At 74.6% G+C, this 19992-nt stretch carries 18 protein-coding genes; 9 read left to right on the forward strand and 9 right to left on the reverse strand.

The features are described from left to right. Nucleotides 1-62: 62 nt before the first annotated feature. Complete coding sequence (locus tag BMX74_RS07505) at nt 63-992, forward strand: LysR family transcriptional regulator (RefSeq protein ID WP_091099199.1); 930 nt, start codon at nt 63-65, stop codon at nt 990-992. On the opposite strand, the gene BMX74_RS07510 is transcribed toward BMX74_RS07505, so the two are convergent. Then, complete coding sequence (locus BMX74_RS07510) at nt 981-2150, reverse strand: pyridoxal phosphate-dependent aminotransferase (RefSeq protein WP_091099201.1); 1170 nt, start codon at nt 2148-2150, stop codon at nt 981-983. The two genes, BMX74_RS07505 and BMX74_RS07510, sit on opposite strands and share 12 nt — an antisense overlap. Nucleotides 2151-2175: 25 nt before the next feature. Here BMX74_RS07510 and BMX74_RS07515 point away from each other — a divergent pair, with 25 nt between their 5' ends. The 5 genes from BMX74_RS07515 to BMX74_RS07535 all read left to right on the forward strand — a co-directional run bounded on the left by BMX74_RS07515 (nt 2176) and on the right by BMX74_RS07535 (nt 6566). After that, complete coding sequence (locus BMX74_RS07515) at nt 2176-3906, forward strand: alpha/beta fold hydrolase (RefSeq protein ID WP_143078583.1); 1731 nt, start codon at nt 2176-2178, stop codon at nt 3904-3906. 133 nt (nt 3907-4039) lie between these two features. Continuing rightward, nucleotides 4040-4960 (forward strand): DUF418 domain-containing protein, encoded by a 921-nt coding sequence (locus BMX74_RS07520; RefSeq protein ID WP_055505842.1) that lies wholly within the window; start codon nt 4040-4042, stop codon nt 4958-4960. Beyond that, nucleotides 4920-5723: a carbon-nitrogen hydrolase family protein gene (locus BMX74_RS07525; protein ID WP_091099205.1), complete on the forward strand. Its 804-nt coding sequence runs from the start codon at nt 4920-4922 to the stop codon at nt 5721-5723. The genes BMX74_RS07520 and BMX74_RS07525 overlap by 41 nt, the downstream gene beginning before the upstream one ends. A 4-nt stretch (nt 5724-5727) precedes the next feature. Continuing rightward, nucleotides 5728-6174: a hypothetical protein gene (locus tag BMX74_RS07530; RefSeq protein ID WP_236714938.1), complete on the forward strand. Its 447-nt coding sequence runs from the start codon at nt 5728-5730 to the stop codon at nt 6172-6174. Next, entirely contained in the window at nt 6171-6566 is a 396-nt protein-coding gene (locus BMX74_RS07535; RefSeq protein WP_055505845.1) for a hypothetical protein, read from the forward strand. The genes BMX74_RS07530 and BMX74_RS07535 overlap by 4 nt, the downstream gene beginning before the upstream one ends. On the opposite strand, the gene BMX74_RS07540 is transcribed toward BMX74_RS07535, so the two are convergent. Together BMX74_RS07540 and BMX74_RS07545 are read right to left on the reverse strand one after the other, a co-directional pair. After that, on the reverse strand, nt 6563-8071 hold the full coding sequence (locus BMX74_RS07540) for a carboxyl transferase domain-containing protein (RefSeq protein ID WP_055505846.1): 1509 nt from the start codon (nt 8069-8071) through the stop codon (nt 6563-6565). The genes BMX74_RS07535 and BMX74_RS07540 overlap by 4 nt on opposite strands. A gap of 109 nt (nt 8072-8180) precedes the next feature. Further along, nucleotides 8181-9371 (reverse strand): CaiB/BaiF CoA transferase family protein, encoded by a 1191-nt coding sequence (locus BMX74_RS07545; RefSeq protein WP_055505847.1) that lies wholly within the window; start codon nt 9369-9371, stop codon nt 8181-8183. A gap of 484 nt (nt 9372-9855) precedes the next feature. On the opposite strand from BMX74_RS07545, the gene BMX74_RS43890 reads away from it, so the two are divergent. Further along, a complete protein-coding gene (locus BMX74_RS43890) occupies nt 9856-10401 on the forward strand; it encodes a uridine kinase family protein (protein WP_091099207.1) in 546 nt (181 codons plus the stop codon). 90 nt (nt 10402-10491) lie between these two features. Here BMX74_RS43890 and BMX74_RS07555 read toward each other — a convergent pair whose 3' ends face one another. From BMX74_RS07555 to BMX74_RS07565, 3 genes are all read right to left on the reverse strand, one after another. Beyond that, nucleotides 10492-11169, reverse strand: a complete 678-nt coding sequence (locus BMX74_RS07555; protein ID WP_091099209.1) for a histidine phosphatase family protein — start codon at nt 11167-11169, stop codon at nt 10492-10494. A gap of 132 nt (nt 11170-11301) precedes the next feature. Next, the gene (locus BMX74_RS07560; protein WP_091099212.1) at nt 11302-12477 is read right to left on the reverse strand and encodes a DegT/DnrJ/EryC1/StrS family aminotransferase; all 1176 of its coding nucleotides are present in this window, start codon (nt 12475-12477) and stop codon (nt 11302-11304) included. 379 nt (nt 12478-12856) lie between these two features. Beyond that, nucleotides 12857-13747, reverse strand: coding sequence for a dihydrodipicolinate synthase family protein (locus BMX74_RS07565; RefSeq protein ID WP_218153913.1), 891 nt, complete (start codon nt 13745-13747; stop codon nt 12857-12859). A gap of 809 nt (nt 13748-14556) precedes the next feature. Here BMX74_RS07565 and BMX74_RS07570 point away from each other — a divergent pair. Next, a complete protein-coding gene (locus tag BMX74_RS07570; protein ID WP_063792219.1) occupies nt 14557-15762 on the forward strand; it encodes a response regulator in 1206 nt (401 codons plus the stop codon). Between the two features lie 13 nt (nt 15763-15775). On the opposite strand, the gene BMX74_RS07575 is transcribed toward BMX74_RS07570, so the two are convergent. From BMX74_RS07575 to BMX74_RS07585, 3 genes are all read right to left on the reverse strand, one after another. Continuing rightward, nucleotides 15776-16831, reverse strand: a complete 1056-nt coding sequence (locus tag BMX74_RS07575; RefSeq protein ID WP_091099214.1) for a dihydrodipicolinate synthase family protein — start codon at nt 16829-16831, stop codon at nt 15776-15778. A 41-nt stretch (nt 16832-16872) separates the two neighbouring features. Continuing rightward, the gene (locus BMX74_RS07580; protein WP_091099216.1) at nt 16873-17889 is read right to left on the reverse strand and encodes an NAD-dependent epimerase/dehydratase family protein; all 1017 of its coding nucleotides are present in this window, start codon (nt 17887-17889) and stop codon (nt 16873-16875) included. Nucleotides 17890-17967: 78 nt separating this feature from the next. Then, a complete protein-coding gene (locus BMX74_RS07585; RefSeq protein ID WP_055505854.1) occupies nt 17968-18867 on the reverse strand; it encodes a Gfo/Idh/MocA family protein in 900 nt (299 codons plus the stop codon). A gap of 244 nt (nt 18868-19111) precedes the next feature. Between BMX74_RS07585 and BMX74_RS07590 the strand changes: the two genes are divergently transcribed. Further along, on the forward strand, nt 19112-19975 hold the full coding sequence (locus BMX74_RS07590) for an NAD(P)-dependent oxidoreductase (protein ID WP_091099219.1): 864 nt from the start codon (nt 19112-19114) through the stop codon (nt 19973-19975). Nucleotides 19976-19992 lie beyond the last annotated feature (17 nt).

Raw genomic sequence — 19992 nt, forward strand, 5'->3', positions numbered from 1 at the left:
TCTGCTCTCCCCGCTGCGATAAGTCCAAGGCTTGGTTTTGATGGCTCCGATAAGCTCTGTTCATGGCAACGCTCAGGCAGCTCGAATACCTCGTCACCGTGGTCGAGACGGGCTCGTTCACGCACGCGGCCGAGCTGCTCCACGTCACCCAGCCCGCGCTGTCGCACCAGATCCGCGCGCTGGAGACGTCCGTCGGCGGCGCGCTGCTGGAGCGGCTGCCCCGCTCCGTGCGGCTCACCCCGATGGGACGCGCGATGCTCCCCCACGCCCGCGCCGCGCTGGCCGACGCCGGCAGGGCCAGGGCGGCGGCCCGGCAGGCGGGCGGCCTGGAGAGCGCCGAGCTGCACGTCGCCACGCTCTACTCGGTCACGCTCGGCGTGCTGCCCGCCGTGCTGCGGGCCTGGCTGGGGCGGCAGCCCGGCCGCAGGGTGCGCCTGTTCGAGCACCGGCACGCCGACGAACTGGCCGCCGCCATGGCCGCCGGCCAGGCCGACCTGGCCATCGGGCCGCCGCCCGCGCAGTGGGACGGCCCGATCAGGCACATCGGCGTCGAGGAGTTCGTCGTCGTGGTCGCCCCCGACGACCCGCTCGCCGCCTCGGAGCGGCGCGAGGTCGACCTCGCGGAGCTGGCCGGGCGCGACTGGGTGCACTACGCGCCCGGCAACGGCCTGGCCGAGGTCCTCGACCAGGCGTGCGCGGCGGCGGGCTTCCAGCCGCGCGCCGCGATCCGCACCGAGCAGAGCGCCGCCGCGCCCCTGCTCGCCGCCGCCGGGCTGGGGCCCGCCCTGGTGCCCGCCAACAGCGTGCCCGCCGGCTTCGCCGGCCGCCTGCTGCGCCCGGCGCCCGCCGTACGCCGCCCGCTGACGGCCTACACGCGCACCAGGCCAGACCCGCTCGCCGTCGACTTCACCGAGACGGTCGCCGAGCACGCCTGCGTCTTCCCCGAGCACATCAGGGCGCTGCTGCCGCCCGGCGCGGCGTCAGCCGGTTGACAGGCGCTTGAGCCTGGTCACCGCCTCGTCGATGACCTCGTCCTTCTTGCAGAAGGCGAACCTGACGAAGTGGCTGCCGCGCTCGGGGTGGTCGTAGAAGACCTGGGTGGGGATGGCGACCACGCCGGCCAGCTCGGGCAGGCGGCGGCACAGCTCCAGGCCGTCGGTGAAGCCGAGCGGGCGGATGTCGGTCTGCACGAAGTACGTGCCCGACGGCCTGAACACCTCGAACCCGGCCGCGCTCAGGCCCGCCATGAGCCTGTCGCGCTTGTCCTGCAGCCCGGCGCGCAGCGCCGACACCCAGCCCGTCTCGTTGCGCAGCCCGTACGCCACCGCGAGCTGCCACGGCGCGCCCGCCGTGAACGTCAGGAACTGCTTGACGGTCTGCACGGCGGTGACGAACGGGGCGGGGGCGCACACCCAGCCGGTCTTCCAGCCGGTGACGGAGAACGTCTTGCCCGCCGACGAGATCATGACGGTGCGCTCGCGCATGCCGGGCAGCGTCGCCAGGGGGACGTGCTCGACGCCGTCGAACGTCAGGTGCTCGTACACCTCGTCGGTGATCGCGACGAGGTCGCGCTCCTGGCACAGCTCGGCGATGACGGCCAGCTCGTCCCTGGTGAGGACCGTGCCGGTGGGGTTGTGCGGCGAGTTGACGAGGATCGCCCGCGTCCTCGGCGTGACGGCGGCGCGCAGCTCGCCGGGGTCGAAGGTGAAGCGGCCGCCCAGCGGGCGCAGCGTCACCCCGACCAGCCTGGCCTGCGCCAGCGCGACGGAGGCGGCGTAGGAGTCGTAGTACGGCTCGAACGCGATCACCTCGTCGCCCGGCTCGCACAGCGCGAGCACGGCGGCGGCGATCGCCTCGGTGGCGCCGACGGTGACGAGGACCTCCCCGGCCGGGTCGTAGCCGAGCCCGTAGTGCTCGCGCCGGTGCTCGGAGACCGCCTGACGGAGTTCGAGCAGGCCGGGGCCTGGAGGGTACTGGTTGGCGCCGGAGAGCACCGCCCGGACGGCGCGGTCGAGCATCGCGGCGGGACCGTCGGTGTCGGGGAAGCCCTGGCCGAGGTTGATGGATCCGGTCTGCGCGGCGAGCGCGCTCATCTCCGCGAAGATCGTGGTGCCGAACGAACGCATCCGGGAAACAAGTGGTTCCGTCACGGACCCACACTATTAGTCTCGTCCCGTGTTGTTACGGATCACCCTCGCTCTCGCCATGGCGCTCCCGCCGGTCGGCGCCGTGCCGGCGAGGGCGGCGGGCCCCGCCGAGGTGGAGCCGCGCCCCTGCCCCGTCACCATGCCCGAGCGCACCACCTGCGGCTTCCTCGCCGTCCCCGAGCGCAGGGACGCGCCGGGCCGCACCATCAGGGTCGGGTACGCCGTCCACGTCTCCACCGCCCCGGGCAGGAAGCCCGACCCGGTCGTCTACATGAGCGGCGGGCCCGGCTCGCGGTCGATCCAGCTCACCGGCTTCCTGAGCCAGATGTTCCCCGACCGGGACGTGGTGACGCTGGAGCAGCGCGGCAGCTCGTACTCGCAGCCGTCGCTCGACTGCCCCGAGACGGCCGAGGCGATGCTGGGGCGGCTGCGCCGGCCGCCGGCCGACGTGGCGGAGGCGGCGCAGCGCTGCCGGCGACGGCTGGAGCAGCAGGGGGTGGACCTGCGCGGCTACACCACGAAGGAGATCGCGGCGGACGTCGCCGACCTGCGCAGGGCGCTCGGCTACGGCGCGTGGAACCTGTTCGGCGTCAGCTACTCCACCAGGGTGATGGTGGACGCCGCCGCCGCCGACCCCCAGGGAACGCGGTCGGTGGTGCTCGACTCGTACCTGCCCGAGGGCGTGGCCTGGTACGACGACGCCGACGGGAACCTCACCGACGTGGTGTCGAGGCTCGGCGTCCGCGACCCGTTCGAGGCGGCGGTGCGCAGGCTGAACGCCTCCCCCGCCCTGGTGCCCACCACCGACCCGCTGCTGCGGCGGCCGTTCACCGCCAGGATGACCGGCGACGACGTCGCCACCGTGCTGGCGGAGGGCCTGCACGAGGCCGACGTCGCGGCCGTCGCGCCCGCCCTGGTGACGGCCCTGGCCGGCGGGCACGACGAGCCGCTGCGGCCGCTGGCCGACGCGGTGGGCGACGGGCTGGTGTCGCACGCGTTCGGGCTGTACCACGCGGTGCAGTGCCAGGACGAGGTGCCGTTCAACGCCTTCGCCGCCCCGTCGCGGCTCTTCACCGTCAACGCCGACAAGGCCGTGTGCGACGCGTGGAGGCTCCCGGCGTCCACGCCGGTGAAGGCCCGCCCGGCGGCCCCCGTGTACGTCGTCGGCGGCGAGTTCGACCCGACGACGCCGCCGAGGACCAGCAGGCCCGCCGCCGCGTCGCTGCCGGGCGCCCGCTTCGAGGAGGTGCCCGGCGCGAGCCACGCGGTGTTCCTCGCCGACGCCTGCGCCAGGGAGCACATCGCCGCCTTCGTCGCGGACCCCGCCGCCGCTGCCGCCGCGCCGTGCGCCGGTGGCGCGCACCCCCGCCTCGGCCCCCGCGACCTGCGGGTGACGGGCGCGCCGTACCTGATCTCCCGCTCCCCGTGGCTGGCCGCGCCGTTCGCGCTGTTCGCGCTGACGGCGCTCGCGCAACTCGTCGCCGGGGCGCTGCGCGGCCGGGCGCTGACCGCGTTCGCGGGGCTGACCGGCACCGCCTTCGCCGTCCTCGTCGGCCGGTCGGTGTACGGGCTGCTGAGCGCGAACGAGACCGCCCTCGCCGTCGGCGTGCCCGCGGCGGTGGGCTGGCAGAGCTGGCTCGCCGCCGGTTCCGCGGCGCTCGGCGTGGCCGCGCTGCTGCGGCGGCGCACCTGGCCCGCGGCGGTGGCGGCGGCCGTCGGCGCGGGGTTCCTCGCGTGGTGGTTCCTCTGGTTCCTGTGACGCGGGTTCCCGTGACGCCGGTTCCTGTGACGCGGGCTCCTGTGACACCGGCTCCTGTGTCGTCCGTGCCGGAGTTGTGGGCTCCTGTTCCTGTGTTGCCGGTTCGTGACGCTGGTTCGTGAGGCTGGTTCCCGTGACGCGCATCCGTGAGCTCGACGCCCTGCGCGGCTTCGCGGTGGGCGGGATCATGCTGGTCAACACCTGGCAGCACACGCCGCACGAGCCGGGCACCGGCGTCGACTGGGCGATCGAGACGCTCTTGCAGAGCCGCTTCTACCCGATCTTCTCGCTGCTGTTCGGCGTCAGCTTCGTGCTGTTCCTGCGCGGCGCGAGCCGGTGGCGGCTGCTGGTCAGGCTGCTCTGGCTGCTCTGCTTCGGCCTGGCCCAGCACGCCTTCTACTCCGGCGAGGTGCTGACCGACTACGCCTGGTACGGCGTGCTCGCGCTGCTGCCCGCCTCGTTCCTCGCGGGCGGGGTGCCGGTGCTGGTGCTCGGGGTCGCCGTCACCGTGTGGGGCCTGACCGTCGGCGGCGGGCCGCTGCTGATCCCGGGGCTGTTCCTGCTCGGCATGGCGCTCATGCGGCTGAGCCCGCCCAGGCGGCTGCTCGCGCCCGCGTTCGCCGTCAGCGCCCTCGCCACCGCCCTGCTCACCGCCGCCTGGACGCGGACCGGCGAGTGGAGCGTCTACAGCGTGGCCGCGCTCGCCGGTGCCGCCGCGTACGCCACGGGGCTGCTGCTGGTGCTGCGGCCGTGGCTGTCGGCCCTGCTGGAACCACTCGGCCGGATGGCGCTCACGAACTACGTCACCGGCACCGCCGTCATCGTCCTGGCGGCCCCACTGCTCAGGGCCGACCCCACCCGCTGGTCGGTGGTGGCGCTGGCGCTCGCGACCGTGGTCGCCCAGGTGCTGTTCAGCGGCTGGTGGCTGGCCAGGTTCCGGTACGGCCCGCTGGAATGGGTCTGGCGGTGCCTCACCTGGTTTCGACGGGTGCCCAACCGGTTAGAGTCGGGCCGTGACCACCATCGCCCTCTGCCAGATCCCGGTGTCTCCTGAGCCGTCCGCGAACCTGAAGAGGGTCAGGGAGGCGCTGGCCCGGGCCGAAGGCGCCGACCTGGCCATCTTCCCCGAGGCCACGCTCACCCGCTTCGGCGGGCGCGTCGCCGGCCTGGCCGAGCCCCTCGACGGCCCGTTCGTCACCGGCCTGTCGCACGCCGCCCGCGAGCACGGCGTGGCCGTGATCGCCGGGGTGTTCGAGCCGGGCGACGGCGGGGGCCGCGTCCACAACACGGCCGTCGCCATCGACGCCGAGGGCTCGATCAGGGCGGCGTACCGGAAGATCCACCTGTTCGACTCGTTCGGCGCGAAGGAGTCGGAGCTGGTCGCGCCCGGGTCCCGCCCCACCGTGGTGGAGCTCGCCGGGCTGCGGATCGGCCTGATCACCTGCTACGACGTCCGCTTCCCCGAGCTGGCCAGGGCGCTGGTCGACGAGGGGGCCGACCTGTTCGCCGTGATCGCCGCGTGGGGCTCGGGGCCGCTCAAGGAGGACCACTGGGTCACCCTGGTACGCGCGCGGGCGCTGGAGAACACCATGTGGACGGCCGCCGTCGGGCAGGCGCCCAACCCGGCCGAGTCGTCCGACGGCTTCGGCGTCGGACGCAGCATGCTGGTCGACCCGCTCGGCGTGGTCCGCGTCGACCTCGGCACCGCACCCGGCGTCCAGCTCGTCCGGATCGATCCCGAGGTCACCGCCGCCGCCCGTGCCGCGCTGCCCTGCCTCGAACACCGGGTGCTGAAGGGTCAACCGATCGTAAAGTAGTGGTGTGAGCGGAACGCAGATGCAGAAGGTCATCCCGCCGCGTCTGCTCGTGCCGTACCTGTCGGGCAAGCGCACGGTCATCTCCGGCTACGTCTACCGCGTGCAGGACTGCGCGCGGCTGACCACGCCCCGGGCCCTCCACCGCGGCCTCGACCTGTCGTTCGAGGGCTCCGAGCTGACGGCCGACGTGCCCGAGCTGTACGTGCTGCGCTGGTACGCCCGCGACGTCGACACCTACGCCGTGCCGTACGGGCCGCACATGGGCGGCGACTGGAGCGACGCGCCGCCGTTCGCCGGCAACGGGTTCACCACCTCGCCCGAGAACGTCGTCCCCCAGTTCCACACCGTGCCGATGCCGATCCCGGCCGGCGCGGAGATCGTCCACGTCACCCCGGAGGGCGAGCGGCGCTTCGCCGAGTACGACGGCCTGACCTGGCGGCCCGCCGCATGAGCGACGCGATCACGCCCGTCGCCTCCGGCTTCGTCGCCCGCTTCGGCGACCGCACGCTGCCCGCCGCGCTCGGTCCCGGCAGCGACGACGTGGTGCTGTTCAGCGAGACCGAGCTGGAGGGGTTCGAGGCGGCATCCGGCTACTGGCGGCGCCGGGTGCGCAGGGCCGACGTGGAGTGGCTGGTGCTCGTCCGCACCGTCGGCGCGTTCGGCGGCGAGCCCTGCATCGTCCTCGACGAGGACGACGACGGCCTGCACATCGCCTACACCGGGCACAGCGGGATGAAGGCGGAGGCGCTGGGCTACTGGATGGTCGACCACGGCGCGTACGAGGTGGTCGTGCCCCGCGAGGAGGTCTTCTCCCTGCGCGTCGAACGGATCCCCGTGCCCTAGCCCTGGAGGCCGAGGCGGCGGTAGCGGGCCGCGCGGGCGGCCAGGCGGTCCTGCGGGCTCATCGCGAGCAGCCCCGCGATCTCGTGCTCCAGCGCCCGCCCGACCCGCTCACAGAACCGGCGCGGCTCGTACGCGGCGTCCGGCCGCTCCGGGATCACCCGGTCGACGATGCCGTCGCGGCGCAGGTCGGTGGCCCTGATGCCCTGCGCCCTCGCGATCTCGGGAGCGAAGTCCACCGAGCGGTACAGGATGGCCGACGCGCCCTCCGGCGGCAGCGGCGACAGCCACGCGTGCTGCGCGCACAGCACCCGGTCGGCGGGCAGCAGGGCCAGCGCCGCCCCGCCCGCGCCCTCGCCGAGCAGCACGCAGACCGTGGGCGCGTCGAGCGTGACGAGCTCGGCCAGGCAGCGGGCGATCTCCCCGGCCAGCCCGCCCTCCTCGGCCGACTTGGACAGGTCGGCGCCCGCCGTGTCGACCACGGTGACGAGGGGCAGGTTCAGCTCGGCCGCCAGCCGCATGCCGCGCCTGGCCACCCGCAGCCCGGCGGGCCCGAGCGGCGCGGTGTGCCGCTGCGTGCGGCGGTCCTGGCCGAGCACCACGGCGGGCGCCGTGCCGAACCTGGCCAGGGCCAGCAGCAGGCCCGGCTCGTTCGCGCCGGTGCCGGTGCCGGCGAGCGGGCTGACGTCGGAAGCGGCGAGCTTGAGCAGCGTGCGCACGCCGGGACGGTCGTCGCGGCGCGAGCGGGTGATCGCCTCCCACGCCTCCACCGGCCGCAGGTCCTCCTCGGGCGCCCCCTCCTCCCCCGGCTGCCGGGCGCGGACGAGCGAGCGGTCGGCGCACAGCACGTCGAGCGCGCGGATCGCGGCGTCGCGCTCGCCGCCCGGCGGCACGACCGCGTCGAGCAGCGCGTGCCGGTGCAGGTTCTCCGCCACCTGGACGCCCTCGGGAAACGGGTAGCCGTGCAGCGACTCGAACACGCGCGGCCCGAGGAAGCCGATCATCGCCCCCCGCTCGGCCGAGGTGAGGTGCCCGAGCGACCCCCACGAGGCGTACACGCCGCCGGTGGTGGGGTGGCGCAGGTGGACGAGGTAGGGCAGGCCCGCCGCGCGGTGCGCCTCCACCGCCGCCGTGATCTTGATCATCTGGACGAACGCCAGCGCCCCCTCCTGCATCCTGGTGCCGCCGGAGGCCGGCGCGGCCAGCAGCGGCAGCCGCTCGCGGGTGGCGCGCTCGACGGCCGTGACGATCCGCTCGGCCGCCGCCACGCCGATCGACCCGGCCATGAACGAGAACTCGCTGACCACGACCGCCACCCTGCGCCCGCCGAGCAGCCCCTCGCCCGTCAGGACCGCCTCGTCGTAGCCGGACTTCGCCCGGGCCGCGGCCAGCTCCTCGGCGTACGAGGAGCCCGGCTCGGCCGGATCGGCGGGCGGCACGTCCCACGACGTCCACGACCCCGGGTCGAGGACCGCGTCGATCAGCGTGCGCGCGTCCGGACGGCTCACTCTGGCTCCCTACTGTCGATCGGCGATGCAATGTTGACGCACGACGACGCCGTACGGTGCCACGCAATGCCGATCATGTCGGTCACGATCTCCGTGGGGCCCTGGCGGTTCACCGTTCGCGTTCCTCCAGCCAGGCGAGCACCGACTCGGTGTCCTGGCCGAGCGCGGGCGGAGCGGTGTGCACGGGCTTCTCCTGCATGCCTTCTTCCCGGCCGCTCGGGCCGCCTGGGTCGTCGAAGCGCAGGGGCGGGCCGGGCAGCTCGATGCGGCCCAGCACCGGGTGCTCGACCTCGACGACGAGACCCTGCGAGCGGGTCTGCGGCCAGGAGTACACCTCGTCGAGCGTCCTGATCGCGCCGGCGGGCACGCCCGCCTCGCCCAGCCTGGCCAGCCAGTGCCCCCGGTCGTGCGCGGCGAGCGCCGACTCCATCTCGGCAACCAGCCGGTCGCGGTGCGCGCGCCTCTCGCGGTTGGTGGCGTACTCCGGTCTGTCAGGGTCGATGCCGAGGAGCGCCGCGACCTTGCGCCACTGGCCGTCGTTGGCGGCGGCGATCTGGAGCATGCCGTCGGCGCAGCGGAACGCGCCGTACGGGGTGATCGAGGCGTGATGGTTGCCGCTCGCGTGCGGGACCGTGCCGCCGACCGTCCAGGCGGTGCCGTGGTAGGAGTGGACGCCCGTCACGGCCGCCAGCAGCGACGTGCGCACCACCCGGCCCCTGCCGGTGTGCTCGCGCTCGTACAGGGCGGCGGCGACGCCGTACGCGCCGTGGATGCCCGCGAGCAGGTCGGCGACGGACGCCCCCACCCGGTACGGCTCGTCGGGCGAGGGGCCCGTCAGCGACATCAGCCCGGCCTCGCCCTGGGCGATCTGGTCGTAGCCTGGACGTCCGCCCTCGGGGCCGTCGTGGCCGAACCCGGTGATCGACAGGACGACCAGGCGCGGGTTGAGCTCGTGCAGGCGCTCGACGGGGAAGCCGAGCCTGTCGAGGACGCCGCTGCGGAAGTTCTCGACGAGCACGTCGCTCTGGCGGACCAGGCGCTCGATGAGCTCCTTGCCCTCGGGCGTCTTCATGTCCACCGTGATGGACTGCTTGTTGCGGTTGGCTGCCAGGAAATACGTCGATATGTCGTGATCTGGGCCGACGAACGGCGGGCCCCAGCCGCGCGACTCGTCGCCCCCGTCCGGGTGCTCCACCTTGATCACGAGAGCGCCGAGGTCGCCCAGCATCTGCGCGGCGTGCGGCCCCGCCAACGCCCTGGACAGGTCTAGCACGACGATGCCACCGAGCGGTCCGAGCACGATCAGCCTCCCGCCCGCGTCATAGGTGATCCGAGCACGATCAGCCTCCCGCCCGCGCCATAGGTGATCCGAGCACGATCAGCTCCCTGCCTGCGCCGTAGGTGATCCGAGCATGATCAGCCTCCCGCCCGCGTCCTGGGTGAAAGGACATTCTCTCAGCTTGTCATCCGAGATCCGATCTTCACGTTCCAGAACCCTGCGATTTCCCCGCCAACCGCACGATCGGCCCCCCTGCCAATCCCACGCCCCAGCCCTCCCCGCCAGCCCGCGCCGCCGAGCTTGCGCCGCCCAGCCCCGCCGAGCCCTCCCCGTCAGCCCGCGCCGCCGAGCTTGCGCCGTCCAGCCCGCGCCGCCCAGCCCTCCCCGTCCAGCCCGCGCCGCTCAGCCCTCCCCGTCCAGCCCGCAGCGCCCAGCCGCCGTGATCGGCGGGCTCCGGCACGCGGCGCCCTCCTCTCCCCTCCCCGGGGCCTCTACCCTGGGGTCCGTGGATTCCCTGGCCCCCCGCCTGCGCGCGTTGCCGCCCTCGTGCGGCCCGGTCCGCCTCGTCGCGGTCGACGGGCCCGCGGGCTCCGGCAAGACGACGTTCGCCGGCACGCTCGGGTCCGAGCTGGGATGCCAGGTCGTCCACAGCGACGACTTCCCCGTGCCGTGGGAGGAAGGGCCGGGCGGCTGGTTCCCTCTGCTGGAGGAGCAGGTGATCCGCCCGCTGCGGCGCGGGCTGCCCGGCGGGTTCCGGCGCTACGACTGGCAGCGGGGCGCGTACGCCGAGCGCGTCACCGTGCCGCCCGCGCCGGTGCTGATCGTCGAGGGCGTGGGCACCGCCCGCCGGTCGGTCGCCCGCCTGCTGGCGTTCACCGTCTGGATCGAGGCCCCCGACGACGTACGGCTACGGCGCGTGCTCGACCGCGACGGACCCGAACTGGCGCCGCGCTGGCACGAGTGGTTCGCGGCGGAACGCGAGTGGTTCGCCGCCGACGGCACCCGCGCGAGAGCCGACCTCGTCGTGAGCACGGGCGTCCCCTGCCACTGAACCCGCCTCCTGAACGCGCCTCCTGAACCCGTCTTCTGAACCCGCCTTCGCCTCACCCGGTCGGGCCCGCACCGGGCCCGTGCCGCCTCCTCAGCCGTCCAGGTGGGAGGTGTCGTTGAACGCGACGAGCTCCAGCCGGCCACGGGCGGCGTGCCAGGTGGAGACCGAGGCGTTGAGCACCGGGGCGTACGCGCCGGCCGCCGCCGCCTCGCCGTCGGGCGTTCCCGCGATGGCGAGACGCAGACCGAGGATCACCGAGTCGTGCGCCACGAGCAGCACCCTCCTGCCGTCGGCCCGCACGGCCAGCTCCGCGAGGAACGCCCGCAGGCGCGCCACGACGTCGGCGAACGACTCGCCGCCCGGCGGCCGGTAGACGTACGGGCCCTCGGCCAGCAGCCGCGCCGCCTCCTCCGGGAAGCGCTCCCTGACGGCGGCCGGGTTCAGCCGGGCCAGGAGCCCGTTCTCGACGTCCCTGAGGCGCGCGTCGACGGTGACGGGCGGCGGCTCGCCTCGCCAGGCCGCGCCGGCGACCTCCCACGTCTGCACCGCCCGCAGGTACGGCGACGACCACACCAGCTCGGGGCTCTCACCCTCCGGGAGGGCGGCGAGTCTGCGGCCGAGCGCCTCGGCCTGCGACCTGCCGCGCGGGGTCAGCCCGACCTCGTCGTCGCCGAACCCGTAGACCAGCGGCGCGTCACCGGCGCGGGCGTAGGCGACGTTCGCCTCGCTCTCCCCGTGCCGTACGGCCGTGATCCGAGCCGGTCCCATGCCCGCATCCTGCCACGGCCGCCCCGCTCCCTGCGGGGCCAGGTACGGCGGGACCGCTGAGAGCCGTTCCAGGACTCCCGACGCCCCAGCACCTCTAGGAGGCGTTCGAGGACTCTGATGCTCCGGCACCTCCTAGGAGGCGTTCGACGATTCCCGGTGTTCCAGCACCTTGGCGAGGGCTTCGGCGAGGTGGGGGGCGGCCGGTGGGCCGGCCATGAGGAGCTGCTGACGGACCCACACCACGCTCCGGGCCGCCTCCTCGGCCGCCGGACACGGCTCGGCACGGGTGCCCTCCTTCAGCAGCGCGTCCATCCCGCCCAGCGGCGGGTAGCCGGCGTCCAGCGGCACGCCCTCCGCCGCCATGGCGCGCAGGAGGAAGTCGCGGTCCACGTCCGTCTCCAGGCGCAGCATGAGCAGGTGCCGCGAGTCGCGCGTGGTGCCCGGCGGCGCGGGCACGACGCTCACCGGCAGCCCGGCGAGTTCACGCCGCGCGGCGGCGCAGAAGGCGTTCCTCTGGTCGATCTCGGCGTCCAGCCGGTCCAGCCAGGGCAGCAGGATGGCGGCCTGGATCTCGGTGAGACGGAGGTTCCAGCCGACGTCCGGGTGGCCGTACCACTGGCCGCCCTGCCGCCTGCCGACGTTGCAGACCGACCAGACGCGTCCGTGCACCGCCTCGTCCCGGCAGACGACCAGGCCGCCCTCCCCCGCCGTCATCGCCTTGCTCGACTGGAAGCTGAAGACCCCCGCGTCGCCGAGCCCGCCCACCGGCCGCTCCCGGTAGCGGGCGCCGTGCGCCTGAGCGGCGTCCTCGACGACGGCCAGGCCGTGCCGGGAGGCCAGGTCGCCGATCTCGTCCATGGCGGCGGGACTGCCGGCCAGGTGCACGGGCAGGACGGCGGCGGTGGCGGCGGTGAGGGACGCCCGCACGGCGGCGGGTGACAGGTGGAGGTCCGCCGGATCGACGTCCACGACGACGGGGGTGGCCCCGGCCAGCAGGACGGCCGTGGCCGACGCCACGAACGTGTACGCGGGCACGATGACCTCGTCGCCCCTGCCGATGCCGAGGCCGCGCAGCGCGGCGAACAGTCCGAGGGTGGCGTTCCCGACCGCCACCCCGTACGCGACGCCGGCCTCCCGCGCGAACGCCTCGGTCAGGCGGGCGACGACGGACCCGCCCTGCGTCGCCCCCCACAGCCCGCTGTCCAGCACCTCGGTGACCAGGGCGCGCTGGGCGTCGTCGAGCGGCGGCGGCCAGGCGGGCCAGGGCGCGGTGCGGACGGGGGCGCCGCCGTGGATGGCGAGGGTCATGTCGGGGTCCCTTCTTCGCGGTCGAGGGGCGGCGGCCTGCGGTGGCCGGGGTTCGTCGGGATCGAGGCGGAGGATCCGTGGCTTCGGCGGCGGCGGAGCGGGCGAGCGCGGCCCCGGCGCGCCTGGGCATCGAGATGACCCGGTTACCCCTTACGCAAATTCCGGTACAGACCGAAATCTAGCCCGGCGGGGATGGAGGGTCAAGGGAAGGCGCACGGCCCGGGGCGGGCGAGCCGACGACAGGAAAGGCTCGCGTGGCCGCAACAGCTCGGGTGACAGGTAGGGCTCACGTAGCAGGCGCGCGGATGGCCGCTATGGCCTAGGTGGCCGGAAGGGCTGGCGTGACTAAGGGGTGCCGGGAGGGCTGGGGCGGCCTGCGTTAGGTGGCGGAAAGTTCCGACAGAGCTTTGCGCTCCTCCTCCAGGAGGGGAGGGCCGTACAGGTCGCAGGCGTGCGTCGCGGGGATGCGTCCCTCCGCGGCGGCCAGCCACAGCATGCGCTGCACGTACCCCTCCATCGGCTCGGTGAAGGTGGCCTGGGCGAGACGGTCAAGGCGGGCGGACGCGTCGGCGAAGGACCGCAGCCCGTCGCCCCTGTACGCCTCCATCACCGCCGCCGTCACCTGGACCGTGGCCGCGGCGATGCCGACGAGGGCCGCCTCGGCGCCCCACAGCAGGGAGGGGCCGAACATGCGGTCCTCGCCGGTGATGGCGAGCCGTCCGGCGGCGCGGGCGAGCTGGATGGCCCGCTGGCAGCCCATCGCGTCCGAGAGCAGGGCGGTCTTGAGCCCGGCGACGCCGGGGTGTTCCAGCAGGCGCCGCAGCGTCTCGGGCGGGCACGGTCGCGTGTAGAGGTCGAAGGCGATCATCGGCAGGCCGGACGCGCGCCAGATCTCCTCGTGCAGCGCCACCCTGTCGCCCGCGGACGGGAACACCAGCACGCCGTCCGCGCCCAGTTCGGCCGCCGCCCTGGCCTGCCCGGCGCCCTGTTCGGGGCCCTTGCCCGCGTCGCCGCCCACGCCGACGAGCACGGGCACGCCGAGCGCCACGGCGATGCGGATCACGTCGGCCCGCACCTGCGGGGGCAGGAACGGGCCGCGTCCGGTGTGGGCGAGCACCGCGAGGGCGCCGGCGCCGTCGGACACCAGGCCGGCGAGGTAGCGGGAGACCACGTCGAGGTCCACGCGACCGGACGTCGTCATGGGGGTGGCGGCGGCGGCGATCAGGCGGCCGCGGAGCCGGTCGCGGAGGTTTCGTGCCGAGATATCCACCCGGGAAAGCCTAATTTGCGAAGGGTCGTCGCGAAAGTGTTCGGGAAAAACGATTTTCAGGTATCGGTCATGACCGGAAGCGGTTTATGGCCGCCCGGCGCACCCACCCCGCGACCACCCGCCGCCCCGGTCCCACGGCCGGGCCGGGCCGGGCCGACGCGGGTCCCGGGTTCCACGGGCAGGCCGGGCCACCCCGGGCCGCGCGCTCCACGTCCCGGGTCCCGTGTTCCACGGGTAGGCCGGCCCGACTCGGGTCCCGCGTTCCACGTCCCGGGTCCCGGGTTCCACGGGTGGGCCAGCCTGACTCGGGCCCCGCGTTCCACGTCCCAGGTTCCACGGGCAGGCCGGCCCGACTCGGGCCCCGCGTTCCACGTCCCGGGTCCCGGGTTGCACGGGTGGGGAGGCCCGGTCCTGGAGGACTGGGGCGGGGTTCTGCGCCAAGATGAGAGCCGAGGTCCGACGCCCGGACGGAGCCCCGGTGACGGGGCACGGTCCAGACGAGCGCACCGACCGGGAAGCGCTGTCGCCCCCATCGCCCCCGGCGCGGGCGACCGCGCCGACCGGGGGTAGCCCCGGCGCCTCCATGGTCCCCGGCGCGGACGGCCGCGCCGACCGTGGGAGGCGCCGTCGCCTGGGAAGCACCGTCGCCCGACAAGCGCCGTCGTCCCCATCGTCCCCGGGGCGAGCGGCCGCGCCCGTCGGGGGAAGTCCCCGGCGCGTACGGAGCGCCCCTGAACCCTGTCGGGAACTACGGGGAGTAGTTCACACGTTATAGTTGCGGTCTTGACCGAAAAACGAGGGAGGCGAGGGTGGGAATCGTCATCGGGGTCGTCGGCCCGCATGATCTGGTCGACGACGTCGCGGCCGCGTGCGAGGAGCAGCCGGGCGTCAGCGCGCTGCGGCTCGACTACGACCACGAGTCGCAGGCGCCCGCCATCGTCGAGGCGCACGCGAACGCCGTCGAGGGGTGGCTGTTCACCGGCATCGTCCCCTACATGCTGTCCCGCGCGGCCGAGGCGCTGACCCGGCCGGCCGCGTTCGTCGACTACTCGGGCGCCACCCTGCTCAGCGCGCTCGCGCGCCTGCAGTACGAGGGCCAGGACATCACCAGGCTGTCCATCGACACCCTCTCGGCCGCCGACGTCACCGCCACCTTCGCCGAGGCCGGGCTGCCCACCTCGGAGGTGCGCACCCTCCCGTACCGGCCGGAGATGACCTCGAAGAAGGCGGTGGCCTTCCACCGGCGCGGGCCCGAGCACCCCGTGATCACCTGCCTCAGCTCGGTGCACGAGGCGCTGCGCGGCGAGATGCACGTCCTGCGCCTCGCGCCGTCGGTGCGTTCGGTGCGGGTGGCGCTGCGCCAGCTCCTGCTGACCGCCGAGGGGCAGGCCCAGGAGGACGCGCAGATCGCGCTCGGCCTGGTGGAGGTCGAGAACGAGGAGGGCCTGCTGCGGGAGGCCACCGCGCTGGGCGGCACCCTGGCGGCCTTCCGCGGAGGCACGCACCTGCTGGTCACGACGCGGGGGCCGCTGCACGACGCCACGGGCGGGTTCGCCGCGCTGCCGATGCTGTCGAGGCTGGCCGCGCAGAACGAGGTGGTCAGGGTGGGCTTCGGCCTGGGCCGCAGCGCCGCCGAGGCGGAGAGCCTGGCCCGCCGCGCGCTGGGCAGGGCGCGCCGCATCGGCGACGTCGCCGCGGTGCTGTCGCTGCGCGCCGACACGGACATCGTGCTGGAGTCGGTGCCGGTGCCGCCTGCTGACGCCCAGAACCTCCCGCTGATCGCCCGCCGCGTCGGCCTGTCGGTGCCGACGCTGGAGAAGCTGATCGAGGCGCAGGCCGCGGCCGGCGACGAGCCGCTCACCACCCGCGAGATCGCCGACCGGCTGGCGGTGCAGCAGCGCACCGCCCGCCGGATGCTGCACCGCCTGGAGCTCGCCGGGCTGGCCGAGCGCACCGGCAACCTCACGAGCGGCAGCAGCGGCCGTCCGCTGACCCTCTACCGCCTGACCCTCTGACGCCTCCGGCGGGTCACGACAGCCAGCGGGCCAGGCCGTCCGAGACGAACTCGTCGTCGCGCAGCCACGGGTAGGCGGCCCACACGCGGTCGATCTCGGCGAGCTGCCCCGGCGACAGCTCCTCGGACGGGTCCAGGCACCAGCGTCCCTCCAGCAGCCCCTGGCGGCGCAGCACCTCGTGGATGCCGGGGATGCAGCCGTGGAAGCCGTTCGCCGAGTCGAAGATGGCGGCGTTCGCGTCGGTCAGGTGGCCGTCCAGGGTGAGCAGGCGGCGTACGGCGGCGTCGTCGCCCGCGCGGGCGAGCGCCGCCTCCTCCAGCAGTTCCACCGCCCGGCGCACCCAGACGGCCCACTGGCCGAGCAGCCCGCCGACGAACTGCGTCTCGACCTCGCGGCCGTCCACGACAACCCGGTGGGTGGTGACGAGGTCGGCCAGGATGTGGTCGTCGTTGCCGGTGTAGAGGGCCACCTCGCCGGCCCGGCCGGCCCGTACGACGCCGTGCAGCACGTCGAGCGTGCGGTACCGGTCGAACGGCGCCACCTTGACGCCCACCACCGACTCGACGGAGGCCAGCCGGGTCCAGAAGTCCCGCGACAGCGGCCGGCCGCCGACGGCGGGCTGCAGGTAGAAGCCGACGACGGGCAGCACCTCGCCGACCGCGCGGGCCCGCTCGACGAGGGCGTCCTCGTCGAGCTCCCGGTACGGGCCGAGCAGCACCATGTGGTAGCCGAGCGACCTGGCGAGCTCGGCCTCGGCCACGGCCTGGGCGGTGGGGCCGGTGGCCCCGGCCACGAGCACGACCTCCCGGTCGTACTCGCCGGCCGTGCGCGCCGCGAGCTCGAGCACCGGCGCCAGCAGGTCGGTGCCGTGCAGCGCGAACTGGGTGGTGTGGACGCCGACCGCCAGGCCGCCCGCGCCCGCCTCGACGTAGTAGCGGGTCAGCGCCCGCTGGCGGCGCTCGTCGAGCGTCCTGTCCTTCGTGAGGGCCAGCGGGTGCGCCGGGATCACCAGGCCGCGCCTGAACAGGTCCCGTACCGATGTCTGCGCCTCCGGAGCCGTACCGAGCACGTGAGTCCCCCTTCGTGGTGGGTGTGAGGTGCGCCCGCGGGTCAGAAGCGCCCGTCGCGGCGCTCGAACTTGGTGGGCTTGCCGAGCAGCGGGCCTCCTCCCGCGACCCAGCGGGCGGTGTGCTCGATCAGCTCGGCGGGGGTCAGCTCGGGGTAGCCGAACAGCCGGTGGCAGCGGGAGGCGTTGGACAGCAGCGCGGTCGGCGCCTCCTCGCCGGTGAACACCGGCTCCTTGCCGAGCGCCGCGCCGAGCGCCTCGGCCGCCTGCCGTACGGAGATCAGTTCGGGGCCCGTCACGTTGAGCACGTACGGCGGGGTGCCGGCGAGGCGCAGCGAGCGCAGGGTGACCTCGTTGGCGTAGCCCTGCCAGACCACGTTGACCTGGCCGGTGGTGAGGTCGACGGGCTCGCCGGCGAGCACCTTCTGCGCCAGGTCCACCAGGACGCCGTACCGCAGCTCGACGGCGTAGTTGAGCCGGATCAGCGCCATGGGCGTGCCGTGCGTCTCGCTGAAGTGCGTCAGCACGCGCTCCCTGCCGAGGCAGCTCATGGCGTAGTCGCCCACGGGGCCGGTGGGCGTGTCCTCGGTGCTGCCGCCGCTCGTCACGGGGACGAGCGGGTAGACGTTGCCGGTGGACAGGGCGGCGATCCTGGCTCCCCTGAACCTGTCGGCCACCCGTCCTGGCAGGTAGGCGTTGGTGAACCAGGTGGCGTGCTCGCGTCCCTGCGTGCCGAACTTGGCGCCGACGAGGAACACGACGTTCGCGGCGTCGGGCAGGTCGCGCAGGGCCCGCTCGTCGGCCACGTCGGCGGGCGCCACGGTGGCGCCCGCCTCCCGCAGGGCGTCGGCGAGGCCCGGCTCGGAGAAGCGGGAGACGGCGATGACGCGCCTGTCGCCGCCGCCCGCGGACAGGGCGTTGAGCGCGAGCCGTACCAGGCTCGGGCCGAGCTTGCCGCCCGCGCCGAGGATCATGATGTCGCCGTCGAGCCCGCCCAGGTCCTCGACGAGCCCGGCGCTGGGCCGGGCCAGCCGCTCCTCCAGTTCCGCCGTCGTGCGCACGCGCGCCTCCTCCGTCCCGTTATTTACGGTCCAGACCGTAACCGGGACGGAGATCCGCTGTCAACGGGTGCGCGTCGCTCAGGCTTGCTCGCGGGCCGACACCAGCACCTCCAGGATCGCCCGGGTCTGCTCCCACGGGATCGGGCTCGGCGCGCCGCCCACCATGGCGAGGAACGCCTCGATCGTGCCCTCGTAGCCGAGGTTCGCGACGGGGTCGTCCCCGCTCTCGATCACGATCGTGTCGGTGCGGTCGCGCCGGTGCAGCGTGACCGTGTACGCCTCGCTCTCGGAGACGCCCAGGATCTCGACCGTCCCCGTGACGCCGCTCCCCCAGCGCAGCGCCATGACGCCGGTGTCCTCCGAGCGCAGCGTGGCGTAGTGCCGCCTGGCCCCGGCGGCGCCGGCCAGGCGCACGTCCGGGCCGAGCAGGGCGACCAGGAGCTCCACGCCGTGGACGCCCATGGTCACCATGGTGCCGCCGCCCTCGCCGGGGGTGTCCTGCCAGGCGTTGTAGCCCGTCGCCCACATGCCGACGTCGTGCCGCACGGTCGCCCGCACGGCCAGCACCTCGTCCGGGTCGACGGGCGGCGCGGCGGCGAAGGCGGGCGCGAAACGCAGCACCGACCCCGACATCACCCGGTCGTGCACGGGCAGCCGGTCGAGCGCGTCGAGCTGCTCCCGGCTGGCGGCGGCGGGCTTGTTGACGAAGCACGGCGCGCCCGTCTCCAGCACCTTGGCGAGCGCCCCGGGCACCTGGGGGTTCGGCACGGTCAGCACGACGCCGTCCGGCTTCGTGGCCAGCGCCTCGTCGAGGCCGCCCGCCACCTTCGCCGCCGGGTGCTCGTCGGTGAACCGGCGCAGCCGCTCGGGGTCGGGCTCCCACACCACCAGCTCGGCGTGCCTGGTCAGGGTGCGGGCGTCGGTGTACGGATGGCTGGTGGCGAGGCCGGCGAGCACGATGCGCACGATGTCCTCCATGGGGGTGACAGGAATGAAATGTCCCCCATCATGGCAGCCGGCCCCCCGCACCGCCCGGCGCGGCCGAGCACGGCGCCGCCGGCGGCCTGGCCTGGTTCGCCGTACGGCTCGCCGGGGACACCGCCGCACTGCCGCGAAGCGCAGGGGCCGTAGTGTGGTGCCCGTCGCGATCACCGGCGCGGCCCCGGGCGGCCCCGCCCCCGCGTCGCGGCAGGAAGCAGACCATCGCACCACAGGGGGACGCATGACCACCGTCGCCGTGCTCGGCACCGGACTCATGGGCGCGCCCATGGCACGCAACATGCTCAAGGCGGGGATGGACGTCAGGGTCTGGAACCGCACCAGGGAGAAGGCGCTCCCGCTGCGGGAGGACGGCGCGACCGTGGCCGGCACGGCCGCCGACGCCGTCAGGGACGCCGACGTGATCGTCACCATGCTCAGCGACGAGGACGCGGTGCGGGCCGCCCTCACCGCCGCCGCCCCCGGCCTGCGCCCCGGCCAGGTATGGGCGCAGATGAGCACCGTCGGCGTGGCGGGCGCCCAGCGGCTCGCCGCTCTCGCCGCCGAGCACGGGCTGACCTACGCCGACGCGCCGGTCCAGGGCACCAGGCAGCCCGCCGAGCAGGGCAGGCTGGTCGTCCTCGCCGCCGCCCCGCAGGAGGCCAGGGACGCCCTCGACCCCGTCTTCTCCGCCGTCGGCGGGCGCACCCTGTGGCTGGGCGAGGACGCCGCGGCCGGCACGGCCAGCGGGCTCAAGATGGCCGCCGTCAGCTACGCCGTCTCGCTGACCGCCGTCGTCGCCGAGTCGCTCGCGCTGGCCAAGGGCCTCGGCCTCGACCCCGAGCTGCTCCGCCAGGTCATCACCGGCGGCCCGCTGGACAACGCCTACTTCCAGGCGAAGTCCAAGGCCATCCTGGAGGGCGACTTCGAGCCGAGCTTCACCGTGCGCAACGCCGAGAAGGACACCCGGCTCATCACCGAGGCCGGCGAGTCGGCCGGGGTCAGGCTCGACCTGGCCGCCGCCGCGGGCGAGCGCCTGCGCCGGGCGGAGAGCGCGGGCCACGGCGACGAGGACATGTCGGCGACGTACTTCGCCAGCTTCGGCTGAGCCGCGGGAGGCCGGGG

The organism is Nonomuraea pusilla (assembly GCF_900109355.1).
Classification (GTDB): Bacteria; Actinomycetota; Actinomycetes; order Streptosporangiales; family Streptosporangiaceae; genus Nonomuraea; species Nonomuraea pusilla.

Excerpts from the sequence above, each read along its gene's own strand:
- BMX74_RS07505 (WP_091099199.1), top strand. The coding sequence starts at position 63 with ATGGCAACGCTCAGGCAGCTCGAATACCTCGTCACCGTGGTCGAGACG.
- BMX74_RS07590 (WP_091099219.1), top strand. The coding sequence starts at position 19,112 with ATGACCACCGTCGCCGTGCTCGGCACCGGACTCATGGGCGCGCCCATG.
- BMX74_RS07535 (WP_055505845.1), top strand. The coding sequence starts at position 6,171 with ATGAGCGACGCGATCACGCCCGTCGCCTCCGGCTTCGTCGCCCGCTTC.
- BMX74_RS07585 (WP_055505854.1), bottom strand. The coding sequence starts at position 18,867 with ATGGAGGACATCGTGCGCATCGTGCTCGCCGGCCTCGCCACCAGCCAT.
- BMX74_RS07555 (WP_091099209.1), bottom strand. The coding sequence starts at position 11,169 with ATGGGACCGGCTCGGATCACGGCCGTACGGCACGGGGAGAGCGAGGCG.
- BMX74_RS07560 (WP_091099212.1), bottom strand. The coding sequence starts at position 12,477 with ATGACCCTCGCCATCCACGGCGGCGCCCCCGTCCGCACCGCGCCCTGG.